This window comes from Martelella sp. AMO21009, from assembly GCF_053484295.1.
Genome location: NZ_JBAKFR010000002.1, coordinates 386,250 through 402,235 on the forward strand (window position 1 = coordinate 386,250; position 15,986 = coordinate 402,235).

The following is a 15,986-nucleotide window of genomic DNA, read 5'->3' on the forward strand; positions in this document are numbered from 1 at the left end:
CGCGAAAAAGCCGAAAGCGGTGCCGGAAAGTGCGAAACCTTTGGCGGCGAGAGGCCGTCGACGACATTAACCATAAGGGGAAAATGATGAAGAAACTGAAGGCTTTGGCGCTCGCCACGAGCGTTTTCGTATCGCTTGGCGGCGCCGCCAGCGCATCAACGCTGGTCTACTGCTCGGAAGGCTCCCCCGAGGGCTTCGATCCGGCGCCCTATACCGCAGGCACGACGTTCGACGCCTCCTCACGCGCGATCTACAACCGCCTCGCCGAGTTCAAGCACGGCTCCACCGAGGTTGAGCCCGGCCTTGCAGAGAGCTGGGACGTTTCCGAAGACGGGCTGGAATACACCTTCCACCTGCGTCCGGGCGTCAAGTTCCAGACGACCGATTATTTCACCCCCACGCGCGAGATGAACGCCGACGACGTGATCTTCTCGTTCATGCGGCAGATGGATGAATCCAGCCCCTGGTACCAGTATGCGCCGGGCATCTCCTGGGAGTATTTCAACGGCATGTCGATGCCGGACCTGATCAAGAGCATCGAAAAGGTCGATGACATGACGGTCAAGTTCGTGCTCAACCGGCCGGAAGCGCCGATGATCGCGAATCTCGCCATGGACTTCGCCTCGATCATGTCGAAGGAATATGCCGACCAGCTCGAAGAGGCCGGCAATCTGGAGCAGTTGAACCAGAAGCCCGTCGGCACTGGCCCGTTCACCTTCGTGAACTACCAGCAGGATGCCGTCATCCGTTACAAGTCCAATCCGGACTATTACAAGGGCCAGGAAGATCTCGACACCCTGATCTTCGCGATCACCACCGACGCCGCCGTTCGCCGCCAGAAGCTGGAAGCCGGCGAGTGCCAGATCATGGTCTATCCCGCGCCCGCCGATCTGGAAGCGCTGGAATCCAATGACGACATCACGGTCATGGCCAAGGAAGGCCTGAATGTCGGCTATCTCGCCTATAACACCAAGATGGCGCCCTTCGACAATCCGAAGGTCCGCAAGGCCCTGAACATGGCAGTCGACAAGGAAGCCATTCTGGAATCGGTGTTCCAGGGCGCCGGCGAGGTTGCCAAGAACCCGATCCCGCCGACCATGTGGTCCTATAATGACGAGGTGCAGGACGACCCCTACGATCCGGACGCCGCCAAGGCGATGCTGGAAGAGGAAGGCGTCACCGATCTTTCGATGAAGATCTGGGCGATGCCGGTGCAGCGTCCCTACAACCCGAACGCACGGCGCATGGCCGAACTGATGCAGGCCGACCTCGCCAAGGTCGGCGTCGATGCCGAGATCGTGTCCTATGAGTGGGGCGAGTATCTGGCCCGGTCTTCCGCCGAAGACCGAGACGGCGCCGTGCTTCTGGGCTGGACCGGCGACAATGGCGACCCGGACAACTTCCTGGCCGTGCTGCTCGGCTGCGATGCCGTTGGCGGCTCCAACCGCGCCCAGTGGTGCTACGAGCCCTTCGAGGAGCTGATCCAGAAGGCCAAGGTCACCTCCGACACCGAGGAGCGCACCGAGCTCTACAAGCAGGCTCAGGTGATCTTCAAGGAACAGGCGCCGTGGAACACGATCGCCCATTCAAAGGTGTTCATGCCGATGACCAACGCGGTCGAGGGTTTCGTCATGGACCCGCTCGGCTATCACCGCTTCGATGATGTAACCATCGCCGAATAAGGCCTCGCACAAGAGAAGGGGGCCGGAAATGCGGCCCCGGTTTGCAAAAACCTCTCCCCGATCGGGAGTCACCCTCGGGCTTGACCCGAGGGTCCAGGCAGCGCCCACAGCGTCGCCCGGATGCTCGTACGAGCATGACGCCTTTCGGGATGGCAGGCCGAAAAGCAAGCCGGATGCCGGTCAAGCGGCCCCTTTCCGTTTTCGGGAATCGCCATGCTCAGATTTCTGTTCAGCAAGCTATTGCTGATTATTCCGACCTTTATCGGGATCACCATCGTTGCCTTCGGCTTCGTGCGCGTCCTGCCCGGCGATCCCGTGCTGCTTCTGGCCGGCGAACGCGGCATGGACCCCGACCGATACCAGAAACTCCTTCACCAGTTCGGCTATGACCGCCCGATCGTCGTCCAGTATCTCGATTATGTCTGGAGCCTGCTGCATGGCGATTTCGGCGTTTCGATCGCCACCAAGCAGCCGGTGTTCCAGGAGTTCCTGAACCTGTTTCCGGCCACCGCCGAACTTGCGATTTCGGCGATGCTGCTTGCCGTCATCATCGGCATTCCGGCGGGCATCATCTCCGCGGTCAAGCGCGGCTCGGTGTTCGACCAGGCCACCATGGGCATCGCGCTCACCGGCTATTCCATGCCGATTTTCTGGTGGGGCCTGCTGCTGATCATCCTGTTTTCCGGGATTCTCGGCTGGACGCCGGTCTCCGGCCGGATCTCGCTGCTTTACTATTTCCCCTCGGTCACCGGCTTCATGACGATCGATTCGCTGCTGTCGGGCGAAAAGGGCGCATTCGCCTCGGCGGTTTCGCATCTCATCCTGCCGTCGGTCGTGCTCGCCACCATTCCGCTAGCGGTGATCGCGCGACAGACGCGCTCGGCGATGCTGGAGGTGCTCGGCGAAGACTATGTCCGCACTGCCCGCGCCAAGGGGCTTTCCGGCAGGCGCGTCATCGGCATCCACGCGCTCAGAAACGCGATGATCCCGGTCATCACCACGATCGGCCTGCAGGTCGGCATGCTGATGGCCGGCGCGATCCTGACCGAGACGATCTTCTCCTGGCCGGGCATCGGCAAGTGGATGATCGATTCGATCTCGCGCCGCGACTATCCGGTCGTCCAGGGCGGGCTGGTGCTGATCGCCGGTCTGGTCATGCTCGTCAACCTGCTGGTTGACCTTGCCTACGGCCTCATCAATCCTCGCATCCGTCACCAATAGGAGCTCAGCCATGTCAGATAGCACGCTGGGCCAGCCGGTCCAAAAACGGAATATCCGCCTGCAGATGCTTTCCGAATTCTGGCACTATTTCAGCCAGAACAAGGGGGCTGTCGCGGGCCTCATCGTCATCGTCCTTCTGGTGCTGATGGCGATCTTTGCGCCGCTTCTGGCGCCGCATAATCCCGATCAGCAATATCGCGACATGTTCCTGACCCCGCCCTTCTGGCAGGAGGGCGGAACGTGGACCTTCCCGCTCGGCACGGATGCGGTCGGTCGCGACATGCTCTCGCGGCTGATCTACGGGTCGCGCTATTCGCTGGTGATCGGCCTTGTGGTCGTGTCGGTGGCGCTGCTGCTCGGCATCACGCTCGGGCTTCTGGCCGGCTTCTTCCGCGGCTGGGTCGATGTCGCGATCATGCGGGTGATGGACGTGATCCTCGCCTTCCCGCCGCTGCTTCTGGCACTGGTGCTGGTTGCCGTGCTTGGCCCTGGCCTGTTCAACGCCATGATCGCCATCGCGCTCGTTCTGCAGCCGCACTTCGCGCGGCTGACCCGGGCGGCGGTGATGGCGGAGGCGCGCCGGGAATATGTGGTTTCGGCCAAGGTCGCCGGCGCGAGTAATCTCAGACTGATGTTCAAGACCATCCTGCCCAATTGCCTGGCGCCGCTGATCGTGCAGGCGACGCTCTCCTTCTCCAACGCCATTCTGGAGGCTGCGGCGCTGGGCTTTCTCGGCATGGGCGCGCAGCCACCGACGCCGGAATGGGGCACGATGCTCGCGGAAGCGCGCGAATTCATCCTGCGCGCCTGGTGGGTCGTCACCTTCCCCGGCCTTGCCATTCTGATCACGGTTCTGGCGATCAATCTCGTGGGCGACGGCCTGCGCGATGCGCTGGATCCCAAGCTGAAGCGGAGCTAGAGACCATGGAACCGCTACTCGACGTTCAAAATCTTTCCGTCAGCTTCCCGACCGCGAACGGCGAAACGACGGTGCTGCACAACGCCTCCTACCGGATCGACCGGGGCGAGGTGCTCGCCATCGTCGGCGAGAGCGGCTCCGGCAAGTCGGTCGCCATGCTCGCCGTGATGGGCCTGTTGCCGACGACCGCCACCGTGAAGGCCGATCGCATCGCCTTCGAGGGCCGCGATATCTCAAACCTTTCGGCAACGGATCGCCGCCGCATCATCGGCAAGGATATCGCGATGATCTTTCAGGAGCCGGTGGCGAGCCTGAACCCGTGCTTCACCGCCGGTTTCCAGATCGAGGAAGTGCTGAAACAGCATACCGATCTCGACAAGAAGGCACGCCACGCCCGCGCCATCGAGCTGCTTCAGGCCGTCGGCCTGCCCAACCCGGAAGACCGGCTGAAGGCCTATCCGCACCAGATGTCGGGTGGCCAGTGCCAGCGCATCATGATCGCGATCGCCATGGCCTGTTCGCCGAAGCTCCTGATCGCCGACGAGCCGACGACCGCGCTGGATGTGACGATCCAGAAGCAGATTCTCGAACTCTTGGCCAATCTCCAGGCCGAGACCGGCATGGCGCTGATCATGATCACCCACGACATGGGCGTGGTGGCCGAGACCGCCGACCGGGTGACGGTGCAGTACAAGGGCCGGCTGATGGAAGAGGCCGACGTGCTGTCGCTGTTCGAAAGCCCGAAACACGCCTATACGAAAGCGCTGCTTTCGGCGCTGCCGGAAAACGCCACCGGCGACCGGCTGCCCACCATCGATTATTCCGCCGACTATACGGGAGGCGCGGCATGAGCGAGATCGTCGCTGAAGGAAAGAACATCGTCCGCGACTACGTCGTGCCGGGCGGCATGTTCAAGTCCGCCCGCACGGTGCGGGCGCTGAAGGGCGTTGATTTCTCCGTCGAGCGCGGCAAGACGCTGGCGTTGGTGGGCGAATCCGGCTGCGGCAAGTCCACGCTTGCCCGGATCATCACCATGATCGACGCGCAGACGGCGGGCGACCTTGCGATCGAGGGTCAGACGATCGACATCGCAAAGAGCAGGCCGACACCCGAGCAGCGCCGCAAGGTGCAGATCGTGTTCCAGAACCCCTACGGTTCGCTCAACCCGCGCCAGAAGATCGGCGACGTGCTGATGGAGCCGCTGCTGCTCAACACCGACGACACGGCGAACGACCGTCGCGACAAGGCCCACGACCTTCTGAAGAAGGTCGGCCTCGGGCCGGAGCATTTCGACCGCTACCCGCACATGTTCTCCGGCGGCCAGCGCCAGCGCATCGCGATCGCCCGCGCGCTGATCCTCAACCCGAGCCTGCTGGTGCTCGACGAGCCGGTCTCCGCGCTCGATCTGTCGGTGCAGGCGCAGATCCTGAACCTGCTTGCCGATCTCCAGGACGAGCTCGACCTCACCTATATCTTCGTGTCCCACGACCTCTCGGTGGTGAAATATATCTGCGACGAGATCATGGTGATGTATTTCGGCGAAGTGGTCGAACGCGGCACCCGCGACGCCGTGTTCTCCGACCCGCAGCACGAGTACACCCAGACCCTGTTCAAGGCGACGCCGCGCGCCGACGTCGAAAGCATCCGCGCACGGCTTGCGGCCAAGCAGGCGAAGATGGCGGCGGGGTAATAGGGCGAGGCCTTGCCTCCAAAATTTTGCCCTGTTGGGTAGCCTTCGGTTCAGGGAATCGCCGCCCTAGAGATGCCGGCCCTCGTCTACAGGCACGACAATGCCGGTGGAGCTGGTGAGCAGGGTGGCGCAGGCGATGATCGCGCGGGCGACGTCGTCGGGTGTGGTGATCCGCTGGAGCGGCAGGGTTTTCGCCATCGCTTCCAGCTTTTCGCGCGGGCGGCCCGGCACGAAACCGGTATCAACGCCGGCGGGCGAGACCGAGAACACCCGGATATCGGGGGCCAGCGCCTTGGCGAGGCCGATGGTGAGCGCATCGAGCCCGGCCTTGGCCGCGCAATAGGCGAGGTTGCTGCCCATTCCGGTGCGCGCGGCGATCGAGGAGACATTGACCACCGCCGCGTCTTGCCCGCGCGAAAGCAACGGGCGGAAGGCGCGGACCATGGCGAAGGGGCCGCGCAGGTTCACCCGGGTGATCTGGTCGAACAGGTCGTCGGTGAGCCCGTCGAGATCACCTGCCGGGACCACCTCTGTGGCTCCGCCATTGTTGACCAGCAGATCGACCGCGCCGAAACGGGCCTCGACCGCGGCGACGGCCTCGGCGATGCTGTCCGCCTCCTCGATCGCGATGCGGAGCGGCATGTGCCCTTCTCCCGGCAGCGCGGCGGCCAGCGCCTCGGCCTTTTCGCGATTGCCGTGATAGCCGATCACCACCGACGCGCCGAGCGCCGCCAGCCGTTCGGCGGTCGCCCGTCCGATGCCGCCGGAAGCGCCGGTGATGACGGCGACGCGGGGCCGAACCGGCAAAATGTCGCTCATGACGCGTTCTCCCAATAAGGTTTTTTCAATTCCTGCTTCAGCACCTTGCCGCCGGAATTGCGGGGCAGCGCGTCGCGGATTTCGACGGCGGAGATCTTCTGCATCCGCCCGAGCCGTTCATTGACCCAGTCGCGCAACGTCTCAGGCTCAAGCGCCGCCCCCGCCTTCGCCACGACAAAGCCGAGCGGGGTTTCGCCCCATTTCTCGCTCGGGATCGCGATCACCGCGGCCTCCAGCACGCCGGGATGGGCGAGCAGCTTTTCCTCCAGATCAGAAGCGTAGATATTGAAGCCGCCGGAGATGATCATGTCCTTCTTGCGGTCAAGAAGCACCAGGAACCCGTCCTCGTCAAACATGCCAATATCGCCGGTGCGATGATAGAGCGTGCCGTCCGGGTCCCGCCAGTAGAAGGCGCGGTTGGCCTCGTCATTGCGGAAATAGCCGGACATCATCATCGCCGAGCGGCCGATGATCTCGCCGCGCTCGCCCTGTTTCACGTCATTGCCGTTTTCATCGACGATCCGGATCGTGTTGCCGGCGGCAGGCTTGCCGACGGTATGGGCCTTTTCCGGATAGCGCGCCGCATCGAGGATCGCGGTGCAGCCGCCTTCCGTGAGGCCATAGACCTCGAAGAAATCGCCCGGCCAGGCATCGACAAGGGCGCGCTTGGCGGCGGCGGGCAGCGGTGCGCCGGTGCTCTGCTTGACCTTGAAGGCGGAGAGATCGCGCCTGCCAAAACTGTCTGCCGCGAGAATGCGCTGGTATTGCACCGGCACCAGCATGGTGTGGGTGGCGCCGAGACTTTCGGCGAGATCGAGATAGCGTTCGGCGTCGAATTTCTGCATCAGCGCGACGCGCGCGCCGTGAAACAGCGCCGACAGCATCGGCATCAGCGTGGTGTTGGAATAGAGCGGCGTGGCGAGCAGCATGGTGGAGCCGGCATCGAGCCCGAACAGCGTGCGCGCCGCCTGGCGGTAGCGCATGCGGTGCGGATGGACGATGCCCTTGGCGCGCCCGGTGGTGCCGGAGGAATAGATGATGTTGAAAGGCGCATCCGGATCGGCGGCGACGGGTGCGGCAAGAGGCGCGGCCGCGTCGCGGAAATCCGCAGGAACGCCGCCCGCCGCGTTGGCGTCAAGCTTCACCACGCGACCGGCATAGGCCGCCGGCAGGTCATGGCCAGCCTGCACGAAGACGAGCCCCGGATCGCAATCGGCAAGCATGCCGGCAAGCGCATCGGGATGGGCGGACGCCGGCAGCGGCACGGCGCAGCCCCCGGCGGCGATGATGGCGAGATAGGCGGTGACGAGCCCGATATCGGCGGTGCCCAGAAGCGCGATCCGGCCGACATTGCCCTCGCAATGCGCCGAGAGCGCGCCGGCTGTCGAAAGAACATCGTCGCGCAATTGCCGCCAGCTCGCGGTCTCACCATTGCAGAGGAGCGCCGCGTCGCCCGGCCGGGTCTCCGCATGGGCGAGAATGGCCGCGATCAGGCCGCCCTCCGCGCTCATGCGCTCTCTCCCGCGGGGTCTTCGATCAGCAGGATATGGCGCGCCACGATCGCCGGGCGTTCGGACCCCTCGAGCTCGATCACCGCGTCATTGACGATCCGCGTGCCCTTCGGGTGCGCCTCGGCTTCAACCAGCGTCAGCGCCAGACGAATACGGCTTCCGACCGGCACCGGCATCACGAAGCGCATCCGGTCATAGCCGTAATTGAGGCCGCGCCCGCGCCGCTCGATCCGGTAGATGTCGCGCTGCAGGCGCGGCATCAGACCGACAAGGTAAAGCCCGTGGGCGATGGTCCTGCCGCCCGGCATTTCGCGGGCGGCGCGTTCGACATCGACATGGATCCAGTGATCGTCGCCGGTGAGCCGCGCGAATTCGGAGATCGCGTCCTGCGTCACCGCCACCCATTCGGAATGCCCGAGCCTTTGCCCGGCATGGTTTGCGAGATCGCGGGCGTGTTCGACCGTCAGCATCAGTTCTCTCCCCTTTCGCGCGGCGCCGTTCCGGCACGCGCCTCGTCAACCGCGAGCACCACCTTACCGATCTGCTCGTTGCCATCCATCAATTGATGGGCCGCCCGGACATCGGCAAAGGCGAAGACCTTGTGGATGCGGGTGCGGATTGCGCCGCTTTCCAGCAGCGGCCAGACGTCGCGCACAAGCTCTGCCGCGATCCGGCCCTTGTAGGCGGCAGAGCGTGGGCGCAGCGTGGAGCCGGTCAGCGTCAGCCGCCGGCGCACGATCGCGCGGATATTGACCTCCGCCGTCTCGCCCTGGTGGCTGGCGATGAATACCAGCCGGCCATCGGGCCTCAGCAGATCGAGCTGTTTCTGCGTGTAAGGTCCCGCCTGGGCATCGAGGATGACGTCGAAACCATCGGTCAGCGCGCGGAGCTCCGCTGCCCAGTCGCCGCGATAGCTGACCGCATGCTGCGCGCCTATCTCGCGGCACACGGCAAGCTTTTCCTCGCTGCCGGCGGTGGCGAACACATTGGCATTGCGGAGCTTGCGGGCGATCTGGATCGCCGCCATGCCGACGCCGCTGGTGCCGCCCTGCACCAGCAGGCTCTCGCCTTCGGCAAGGCGAGCCAGCCAGATGACGTTGTTCCAGGCGGTGAAATAGACTTCCGGCAGCGAGGCGGCCTCGATAAAGGTGAGGCCGCACGGCACCGTCATGCACTGCAATGCCGGCACGGTGCAGAACTCCGCATAGCCGCCGCCATTGACGAGCGCGCACACCGGATCGCCTATGCTGAATCCGGTGACACCCTCGCCGATCGCGGCGATTTCGCCCGCGACATCGAGCCCCGGGATCGGCGAGGCCCCCGGCGGCGGCGGATAGAGGCCGCGCCGCTGCTGGACATCCGGCCGGTTGACGCCGGCGGCAATCACCCGGATCAGCACCTCGCCGGGCTTCGGTTCGGGCTTTGGCCCGTCAATAATCGCGAGCACCTCCGGTCCCCCGGCGCCCTGAATTTCCACAAGCCGCATGGCTACTCCTCCCGGCATGGAGCGGCAGGCGCCGCGCCATGCGTCGTTTCAGCTTACGTCCAGTCGTGCACGACGGGGTTCGACAGATGGCCGAGCCCCTCGATCTCGATGTCGATCACGCCGGAAAGCTTGTGCATATTGACCGAACGATGGCCATTGGGGAAGTTGCCAACGCCCTTGGCCGAGGTGCCGAAGCAGATGATGTCGCCGGGCAGGAGCGTGAAGTAGCGGCTCGCCTCGGCGATCACTTCCGCGACCTTGAAGCGGTAGCTTGCCGTCGAATCGACCGCGAAGGGCTCGCCGTCGAACCAGCCCTTCACCTCCAGCGCATCGGGGTTTTTCACCTCGTCGGCGGTGGTGATCCACGGACCCATCGGGCCGAACGTGTCGGTCGCCTTGGAGCGGGTGTGGTAGACGAAGTAGACGTCGTTGTCGTTGTCGTCACGGCGGTTGCGCCAGGCCAGATGATGCGGACGGATCAGGTCCTTCTCGCGGGTGGTGGCGATCGAATCCATGCCGAATTTCAGGCCGTGCGAGGTGACGTCGTTTATGATCGAGAAGCCGAAGATCGCGTCCTTCGCCTCCTCCACCGTGATCTTTTTGCAGCGCTTGCCGATGACGGCGGCGAGCTCGAGCTCCGGAATGGTCTCGCCGAAATGCTCTTCCATGATGATCGGCTTGTTGTGGCCGGTGAGGCAGGACGGGGCCTTCAGGAAGAAATTCGGCACGCCCGGATCGCGATGGGCGGATTTGCGAATGCCCATATTGTTGAAGGCGACGCCGAGCACCTTGGAGGGGCGCGGCTGCGGCGGCAACCAGTCGAGGGCTGCTTCGTCAAGCGGCTCGGCCGTGCCCTTTTCGAGTGCCGCGCGCACCTCTGCGAGCTTGCCGTCCTCGATCAGGTCGAGCATCGAGCGCGGCGCTTCGCCGAGACCGGCGCTTTCATAGAGCGCGGAGAGCAGCACCGGCGCGCCGTCCTTTTGAGCGACCAATGCCGGTCGGCCCTGATGATTGATCATGCCTAGTTTCACGGGGTAACCTCCTGAGGCGGATTGTTTTTTGACGGCTCAGCCGAGGTCGAGACCGACGAGCTTTGCGGAATTGTCGCGCACCATCAGGCGCACCTCGTCCTCGGAAAAACCGAGGGCGAGCAACATCTTGATCGCCTGGCGCATGCCTTCCACCGGCGAGGGATTATCCACCTGTCCGAGATCTGAGCCGATCGAGGAGTGTTCCACGCCGGCCGCCAGGATGTGCTCCTTCAGCTCGTCGGGGGAGAACACGTTGAAGCGCGAGTCGATATAGAGGCAGGCCGACTGCTCGATCAGCGCGCCGAACTGGGCCAATTCGGTGATATCCTGATAGGTGAAGTGCAGCCCGTACATCGGATGGTTGACCAGAAGCCGCTTGACGCCGCGCTTCTTCGCCTCCTCGAACAGCTTCCAGATCTCGTAGATATGCAGGTGCCCCGATGACAGGATCGCATCGAAGGCGGCGATCGAATCGAGGATTTCCTTCACCACATCGAGAATGTCGCCATAGGCATCGAGCACCGTGATCCCGGGCGATTTCTTGAGCTGGACATTGGAGGCAAGCCGGGACTTGCGGTGGGAGGAGCGGATGTGGTTCGCAGACTGCGCCGTCGGCATCCACACCAGCTTGGCGCCCTGGTTGAGCTGGGCATCGACCACGTAAGGGTTCAACCCGCCGGTGGTGTTGTTGAGCACCAGCCCGCCATACATCGCCACGTTCAGGTGGCCGAGCACCCGCTCCATGATCGGCAGGAAGGGGGCGACGGAATAGTGATGGTCCTTGAACATGATGCCGCGCATGCCGGCGGCGGCCGCCTGTTCCACGGCCTGGAAATGATCGAGCTGGCGCGCCATGGTGGAGGGGCCGGAATGGACGTGCAGATCCACCGCCCCCTTCATCAGCCCGTCGACGACGCCGTCATCGATCGTCGCCATCAGCGCGCGCGCCTTCTCCCTGTTCTCCGCCCCAACGTCTGCCATGCCAGTCTCCTTGTCTTGCTGGGAAAAAGGTATAGGGCTTGACAATTTGCGCCGACAACGCGCAAACCAACCCCGTTTCGACAGACGAAACGTCGCTGACCGGGAGGAGAAGGTGAGCATACGTTCGATTGAGCGCGGCCTGCGCGTGCTGCAGGAAATGAACCTGCAACCCTACACATCCATCGCCAGCCTGCACGAGCGCACCAAGCTGCCGAAGCCGACGCTGGTGCGTATTCTGAAGACGCTGGAACAGGCGGGCTATGTGGAGAACGATCCGCGCGTGGGCGGCTATCAGCTTTCCGCACTGGTGGCCTCGCTCTCGTCGGGCTATCACAAGGAGCCGATGGTGGTGGAGGCGGGCCGCCCCTGGGCGGTCGCGGTCACCCGCAAGCATCAATGGCCGGTCTCGATCGCACTTCTGGACCGCGACGCGGTGGTGGTGCGGTTTTCGACCGTGCCGGACAGTTCGGTCTCGCCGTTCCACAAGACCGTCAACATGCGCCTGCCGCTGATCACCCGCGGGCTGGGCCTTGCCTATCTCGCCTTCGCCGAGGAGGAGGAGCTGGGGCTGATATTGCGCATGCTGCAGACCTCGGAAGACCCTGAAAACGAGCTTGCCCGCAACCCCGAAAAGATGAACCGGCTGGTCGCGATGACAAAGGCCCGCGGCTATGCCACCCGCGCCACCCATGTCGAGCCGCGCAATTCCGATACGCTCGCCGTGCCGGTCTTCAACGATTCCGGCCGCGTGGTCGCCAGCCTCGGCCTCACCTATTTCCGCTCCGCCTTCTCCTCCCACCGCGAAGCCTGCGACCGCTACGCCCCGGTCCTGAAATCAGCATCGAAGGAGATCACGCGGGATCTGACGCGGTTGAAGAGCAGTGCGCTGGTGTGAACCGCAGCTTAGGCGTTTCCCAATCGCTTGTTCGTTTAACGTGTGGCAGGAGGCGCGGCGCTAAATCTCAGGTTGCTTGATAGCCTTGCCCCTGTTAAGTTTATAGTCTTGAAATTATATAAACTGAAGGCTATATTTGTGGCGTGGACCGTGGTATTTGACGATGACTTCGTTGACGATTTCCGCACATTCGACAGCGAAGTGAAGATCGAGTTGCGCGCCATGGTGTTGCTCCTCGCCGAACGCGGCCCCGAACTGGGGCGACCCCGGGCCGATACGCTGAACGGTTCGCGCTACGCCAACATGAAGGAGCTCCGGTTTGATGTGGCGGGTGGCGTCTGGAGGGCTGCCTTCGCGTTCGACCCAGAACGAAAGGCCGTGGTTCTCGTCGCCGCCGACAAATCAGGCGTGAGCGAAAAGAAATTTTACAAGAAACTGATCAACACGGCTGACAAGCGCTACGAGGCTCATCTGCACGCGTTGAAAAGGAAGGATAAAAAGTGATGACGAAGTCCGCGGAAGACGTTTTCGCCGAAACCATGACGCCCGATATGATCGCGGCATCCGATCTGCGGGCGAAAGAGCTGCTCGAAGAATACGACACGCTTCAGAAGCTTCGCAAGGCGCTTGACATGACTCAGGAGCATGTCGGCAGGAAGATGGGCAAGAAGCAGGTATCGGTCGCGCAGCTTGAAAAACGTTCCGATTTCCTGCTTTCGACGCTCAGGAATTATGTGGAGGCTCTCGGCGGAGAGCTGGAACTGGTCGTGAAATTCGAGGACCACGCCCCCATTCGTCTGTCTGGCATCGGCGAGAAGAACTTCTCCGAGATTCCTCGCAACTGACCCCTATCCGCCGGCTCCTGCCGCCGTAGCAAAAAACAAATGCGAAGCTGAGAAACTGGTGCCGCTTACGTGACTCGAACACGTGACCCCATCATTACGAATGATGTGCTCTACCAACTGAGCTAAAGCGGCCCGAACGCGGTTTCGCGTTGCAGTGCGCTGTTACAGGCTCTCAGGCGATTTTTCAAGCGTCTTGGGGCGGGGCGCTTAAAAAAATGGCGGCGGTCAGGCAACGCCCTTCAGCAGAGACAGCGTTTCGGCGCGGCGGTCGCGGTCGATATCGAACAGGCCGCGGGTGACGAGCGTGATGGTCTTGGAGCCGTGGGCCTTGATGCCGCGCATCGCCATGCACATGTGCTCTGCCTCCACCATCACCATCACGCCCCTGGGCGCGAGCGCATCATTGATGGCGTCGGCGATCTCGTCGGTCAGGCGCTCCTGCAGTTGCGGGCGGCGGGAAACGGTGTCGACCACGCGGGCGAGCTTCGAAAGGCCCGTCAACCTGCCGCCCTCGGGCAGGTAGGCGATATGGGCCTTGCCGAAAAACGGCAGAAGGTGATGCTCGCACATGGTGTGGAACAGGATGTCGCGGACGATGACGATGTCATCATGGCCGTCTTCCTGGAACACGGTCTGAAGATGGGCGCGCGGGTCTTCATTCCGGCCGGAAAAGACTTCCCTGTACATCTTGGCGACCCGAAGCGGCGTGTCGCTGAGGCCCTCGCGGGTCGGGTCCTCGCCAAGCGCCACCAGAATATCATGCACCGCCTTCATGATTGCCTCGCGCTGGAGACGCTCGGCCTCAAGGGCGTCGATATCGGTCGGGATCGTGTTCACGGGTCACCTGTCGGTCGGTTCTGTCGCGGGCTATGTAGGCCTTGCGACCATCAGGGTTCAAGCCCCGATTTTGCCCGTAGCGCGTCGGGCCGTCGCTGGTCACGCGCCGTCAGCACGCAGGCGATCACGATCAGCGCGCCGCCGATCAGCGTCGGCCAGGCCGGTATCTCGCCGAAGAACGCGAAGCCGTAGAAGCCGGCCCAGACCAGCGCGGAATAATCGATGACGGCGTAGAGCGAGGCGGGAATGCGGGCGAGCGCCGAAATCAGGCAGATGAAGCCAAGCGCGCCGCAAAGCCCGATCAGCCCGATCTGCCAGGTGAGCGCGGCCGCCGGCGTCTGCCACAGCGCCACGGCCATCGGCAGGCAGAACAGCGCGGCGAAGGCGGTCTGCATCAGGCTCAGGGTCACCGGATGGTCGTCGGCGGAGGATTTCTTCATCGCGATCGCGGTGAAGGCATAGGCAAGCGGCGCTGCGAGCCCCGCCGCGATCACCGGCAGCGTCACCGGCGGGCCGGCAAAGCCCGAGCCCTTGGCAGCGACGATCAGCGCCGAGCCGGAAACCGCCAGCACGAGGGCGATCAGCACGAAGCGGCCCGGCCGCTCGCCGAACACCAGCGCGCCGAGCATCGCCATATAGATCGGCGCGGTCATCGCCAGCGCCAGCGCCATCAACAGCGGCATGCCGGCCAGGCCATAGAAGAACAGGCTGGCCGTCACCGCCGCCAGAAAGCCGCGCAGCATATGGGCCTTCATGAAGCCCCGGCGCGGCCACCGGCGCACGAAGATGAAGACGAACAACGCAAGAAACAGCGCCGAGACGGCGTAGCGCAGGAACACGACCTGAAAGCTCGACAGCGTCATGCCGAGGCTCTTGGCAAGCGCATCCACGCCCGAAAGCAGGGCCACCGCCGTCACCGCAAGGCCAATCCCGGACATCCGGCTTGCTGCTGCCATGAACCCCTCCCACCTGTACCCGCATGCCGGGCAGTCATCAGCCGATAGCGCCGCCCTCGCGGAGGGTCAAGCCGGCGTGGCCGGCCGGGCGGTTCGCCTGGAGACTTAATGAGAGGATCCAAGATGGCCGAGGATGAAATCGACCCGCGCTTCCACCGTCGTCTTCGGCAGAATGACCGGATGATAGCCGTGTTCGGGGTAGAAATGCAGAAGACGCTGATATTCCGCCTTGCCCTGCTCCAGGCCATGGCGACGCTCGTCGTCGGTCTCGAAAATCTCCGGCCAGGGCGGGGTGAGGAACGCCGTGGCATTGTAGCGATAGGCTGAAAGCAGACCGGGCGCGACATCGCCGCCAGCATGGGCAAGTGCCGCAGCCGCGTCCACCAGGCCGCGGTCGAAAAACACCGGGGCGTCATGGCCGCGCATACGTTCGAAATCGGCGATCGCGACATCGATGGCGCGGCGAGCGAAGGCTGCAAGGTTCACCCAGGGCAGCGCCGCGCCGTCGCCGGCCAGTTCCTCGGCCACGATCCTTCGGCCGGGCTCTTCCACCGTGGCGTAGCCGCGACGGGCGAGCGCGGCAAGCAGCGTCGACTTGCCGCCGCCCGAACAGCCGGAAAGGACGAAGAAATTGTCCATTGCGCCTCAGGATTTACCGGTGCAGGCGATGCCGGGATCGTTCTCGCCCTTGGTGACGTCATAGAGCGTGCCGTCATTGCCCTTGCTCCACCATACATAGGGACCGGCGGCATAGCGCGCGCCCGAACCCGAGATGACATTGGCCGCGATGACGTGATTGTCCGGCCATTGCAGCTCGGCAAGCATGATCTGGTCGCTGTTGATATAGCGGGCGTCGAGCGTGAAATCGCCGCAGTCATAGCTCGCCGAAATCTCGGTGGTTCCTTCGGGAAGGTCGAGCGAGACCTTGTCCTCCGCCATGACTGGAAAGGCGGCGAGCGAGAGCGCGATTGCAATGAGGGTTGCGGCTTTCATGGGGTCCTCCTGTTTATGCCGGCCGCATCATACACGGCTTCGCCGCAGCTACCGACACGCATAGGTTTATCGCGGAAATTTCCCTCCGGCCCTTGCATTCGCCGCCGACGGTCGTATAAC

The 15,986-nt window shown here is 63.6% G+C and carries 18 protein-coding genes and 1 tRNA gene; 8 read left to right on the top strand and 11 right to left on the bottom strand.

Annotated elements, in window-relative coordinates:
• Window positions 1-86: 86 nt before the first annotated feature.
• The 5 genes from V6766_RS04025 (at window position 87) to V6766_RS04045 (ending at window position 5,512) form a co-directional block, all read left to right on the top strand.
• A complete protein-coding gene (locus V6766_RS04025; protein ID WP_448463828.1) occupies window positions 87-1,682 on the top strand; it encodes an ABC transporter substrate-binding protein in 1,596 nt (531 codons plus the stop codon).
• A 213-nt stretch (window positions 1,683-1,895) separates the two neighbouring features.
• Window positions 1,896-2,903, top strand: coding sequence for an ABC transporter permease subunit (locus V6766_RS04030; protein ID WP_448430282.1), 1,008 nt, complete (start codon window positions 1,896-1,898; stop codon window positions 2,901-2,903).
• Between the two features lie 10 nt (window positions 2,904-2,913).
• Window positions 2,914-3,822, top strand: a complete 909-nt coding sequence (locus V6766_RS04035; protein ID WP_448463830.1) for an ABC transporter permease subunit — start codon at window positions 2,914-2,916, stop codon at window positions 3,820-3,822.
• Window positions 3,823-3,827: 5 nt separating this feature from the next.
• Window positions 3,828-4,673: an ABC transporter ATP-binding protein gene (locus tag V6766_RS04040; protein ID WP_448463832.1), complete on the top strand. Its 846-nt coding sequence runs from the start codon at window positions 3,828-3,830 to the stop codon at window positions 4,671-4,673.
• A complete protein-coding gene (locus V6766_RS04045) occupies window positions 4,670-5,512 on the top strand; it encodes an ABC transporter ATP-binding protein (protein WP_448463834.1) in 843 nt (280 codons plus the stop codon). The genes V6766_RS04040 and V6766_RS04045 overlap by 4 nt, the downstream gene beginning before the upstream one ends.
• A 66-nt stretch (window positions 5,513-5,578) precedes the next feature.
• Here the strand turns inward: V6766_RS04045 and V6766_RS04050 are convergent, their stop codons facing one another.
• The 6 genes from V6766_RS04050 to V6766_RS04075 are packed head-to-tail and all read right to left on the bottom strand — an operon-like array spanning window position 5,579 to window position 11,340.
• Complete coding sequence (locus V6766_RS04050; RefSeq protein ID WP_448463836.1) at window positions 5,579-6,331, bottom strand: SDR family NAD(P)-dependent oxidoreductase; 753 nt, start codon at window positions 6,329-6,331, stop codon at window positions 5,579-5,581.
• Window positions 6,328-7,842 carry a class I adenylate-forming enzyme family protein gene (locus V6766_RS04055; protein ID WP_448463838.1) on the bottom strand — a complete coding sequence of 505 codons (1,515 nt, stop codon included), beginning with the start codon at window positions 7,840-7,842 and terminating at the stop codon, window positions 6,328-6,330. Before V6766_RS04055 ends, V6766_RS04050 begins: the two co-directional genes overlap by 4 nt.
• Complete coding sequence (locus tag V6766_RS04060; protein WP_448463840.1) at window positions 7,839-8,312, bottom strand: MaoC family dehydratase; 474 nt, start codon at window positions 8,310-8,312, stop codon at window positions 7,839-7,841. Before V6766_RS04060 ends, V6766_RS04055 begins: the two co-directional genes overlap by 4 nt.
• Complete coding sequence (locus tag V6766_RS04065) at window positions 8,312-9,328, bottom strand: NAD(P)H-quinone oxidoreductase (RefSeq protein ID WP_448463842.1); 1,017 nt, start codon at window positions 9,326-9,328, stop codon at window positions 8,312-8,314. The genes V6766_RS04060 and V6766_RS04065 overlap by 1 nt, the downstream gene beginning before the upstream one ends.
• Before the next feature lie 53 nt (window positions 9,329-9,381).
• Complete coding sequence (locus tag V6766_RS04070; protein ID WP_448463844.1) at window positions 9,382-10,359, bottom strand: fumarylacetoacetate hydrolase family protein; 978 nt, start codon at window positions 10,357-10,359, stop codon at window positions 9,382-9,384.
• A gap of 36 nt (window positions 10,360-10,395) precedes the next feature.
• On the bottom strand, window positions 10,396-11,340 hold the full coding sequence (locus V6766_RS04075; protein ID WP_448463846.1) for a DUF6282 family protein: 945 nt from the start codon (window positions 11,338-11,340) through the stop codon (window positions 10,396-10,398).
• Between the two features lie 112 nt (window positions 11,341-11,452).
• On the opposite strand from V6766_RS04075, the gene V6766_RS04080 reads away from it, so the two are divergent.
• From V6766_RS04080 to V6766_RS04090, 3 genes are all read left to right on the top strand, one after another.
• Window positions 11,453-12,235, top strand: coding sequence for a helix-turn-helix domain-containing protein (locus tag V6766_RS04080; protein WP_448429917.1), 783 nt, complete (start codon window positions 11,453-11,455; stop codon window positions 12,233-12,235).
• Window positions 12,236-12,373: 138 nt separating this feature from the next.
• The gene (locus V6766_RS04085; RefSeq protein WP_448463848.1) at window positions 12,374-12,739 is read left to right on the top strand and encodes a type II toxin-antitoxin system RelE/ParE family toxin; all 366 of its coding nucleotides are present in this window, start codon (window positions 12,374-12,376) and stop codon (window positions 12,737-12,739) included.
• Entirely contained in the window at window positions 12,739-13,080 is a 342-nt protein-coding gene (locus V6766_RS04090) for a helix-turn-helix domain-containing protein (RefSeq protein ID WP_448463850.1), read from the top strand. The genes V6766_RS04085 and V6766_RS04090 overlap by 1 nt, the downstream gene beginning before the upstream one ends.
• A gap of 56 nt (window positions 13,081-13,136) precedes the next feature.
• Here the strand turns inward: V6766_RS04090 and V6766_RS04095 are convergent.
• The 5 genes from V6766_RS04095 to V6766_RS04115 all read right to left on the bottom strand — a co-directional run bounded on the left by V6766_RS04095 (window position 13,137) and on the right by V6766_RS04115 (window position 15,866).
• Window positions 13,137-13,212: transfer RNA gene (locus tag V6766_RS04095), tRNA-Thr, on the bottom strand.
• A gap of 93 nt (window positions 13,213-13,305) precedes the next feature.
• Complete coding sequence (gene folE, locus V6766_RS04100; protein ID WP_448463852.1) at window positions 13,306-13,917, bottom strand: GTP cyclohydrolase I FolE; 612 nt, start codon at window positions 13,915-13,917, stop codon at window positions 13,306-13,308.
• A 50-nt stretch (window positions 13,918-13,967) separates the two neighbouring features.
• The gene (locus V6766_RS04105) at window positions 13,968-14,873 is read right to left on the bottom strand and encodes a DMT family transporter (RefSeq protein ID WP_448463854.1); all 906 of its coding nucleotides are present in this window, start codon (window positions 14,871-14,873) and stop codon (window positions 13,968-13,970) included.
• A gap of 105 nt (window positions 14,874-14,978) precedes the next feature.
• The gene (locus V6766_RS04110; RefSeq protein ID WP_448463856.1) at window positions 14,979-15,512 is read right to left on the bottom strand and encodes an AAA family ATPase; all 534 of its coding nucleotides are present in this window, start codon (window positions 15,510-15,512) and stop codon (window positions 14,979-14,981) included.
• A gap of 6 nt (window positions 15,513-15,518) precedes the next feature.
• Window positions 15,519-15,866: an MliC family protein gene (locus V6766_RS04115; protein ID WP_448463858.1), complete on the bottom strand. Its 348-nt coding sequence runs from the start codon at window positions 15,864-15,866 to the stop codon at window positions 15,519-15,521.
• Window positions 15,867-15,986 lie beyond the last annotated feature (120 nt).

Excerpts from the sequence above, each read along its gene's own strand:
- V6766_RS04065 (WP_448463842.1), bottom strand. The coding sequence starts at position 9,328 with ATGCGGCTTGTGGAAATTCAGGGCGCCGGGGGACCGGAGGTGCTCGCG.
- V6766_RS04090 (WP_448463850.1), top strand. The coding sequence starts at position 12,739 with ATGACGAAGTCCGCGGAAGACGTTTTCGCCGAAACCATGACGCCCGAT.
- V6766_RS04075 (WP_448463846.1), bottom strand. The coding sequence starts at position 11,340 with ATGGCAGACGTTGGGGCGGAGAACAGGGAGAAGGCGCGCGCGCTGATG.
- V6766_RS04025 (WP_448463828.1), top strand. The coding sequence starts at position 87 with ATGAAGAAACTGAAGGCTTTGGCGCTCGCCACGAGCGTTTTCGTATCG.
- V6766_RS04045 (WP_448463834.1), top strand. The coding sequence starts at position 4,670 with ATGAGCGAGATCGTCGCTGAAGGAAAGAACATCGTCCGCGACTACGTC.
- V6766_RS04035 (WP_448463830.1), top strand. The coding sequence starts at position 2,914 with ATGTCAGATAGCACGCTGGGCCAGCCGGTCCAAAAACGGAATATCCGC.
- V6766_RS04110 (WP_448463856.1), bottom strand. The coding sequence starts at position 15,512 with ATGGACAATTTCTTCGTCCTTTCCGGCTGTTCGGGCGGCGGCAAGTCG.
- V6766_RS04055 (WP_448463838.1), bottom strand. The coding sequence starts at position 7,842 with ATGAGCGCGGAGGGCGGCCTGATCGCGGCCATTCTCGCCCATGCGGAG.
- V6766_RS04115 (WP_448463858.1), bottom strand. The coding sequence starts at position 15,866 with ATGAAAGCCGCAACCCTCATTGCAATCGCGCTCTCGCTCGCCGCCTTT.
- V6766_RS04060 (WP_448463840.1), bottom strand. The coding sequence starts at position 8,312 with ATGCTGACGGTCGAACACGCCCGCGATCTCGCAAACCATGCCGGGCAA.
- V6766_RS04105 (WP_448463854.1), bottom strand. The coding sequence starts at position 14,873 with ATGGCAGCAGCAAGCCGGATGTCCGGGATTGGCCTTGCGGTGACGGCG.
- V6766_RS04040 (WP_448463832.1), top strand. The coding sequence starts at position 3,828 with ATGGAACCGCTACTCGACGTTCAAAATCTTTCCGTCAGCTTCCCGACC.
- V6766_RS04050 (WP_448463836.1), bottom strand. The coding sequence starts at position 6,331 with ATGAGCGACATTTTGCCGGTTCGGCCCCGCGTCGCCGTCATCACCGGC.
- V6766_RS04030 (WP_448430282.1), top strand. The coding sequence starts at position 1,896 with ATGCTCAGATTTCTGTTCAGCAAGCTATTGCTGATTATTCCGACCTTT.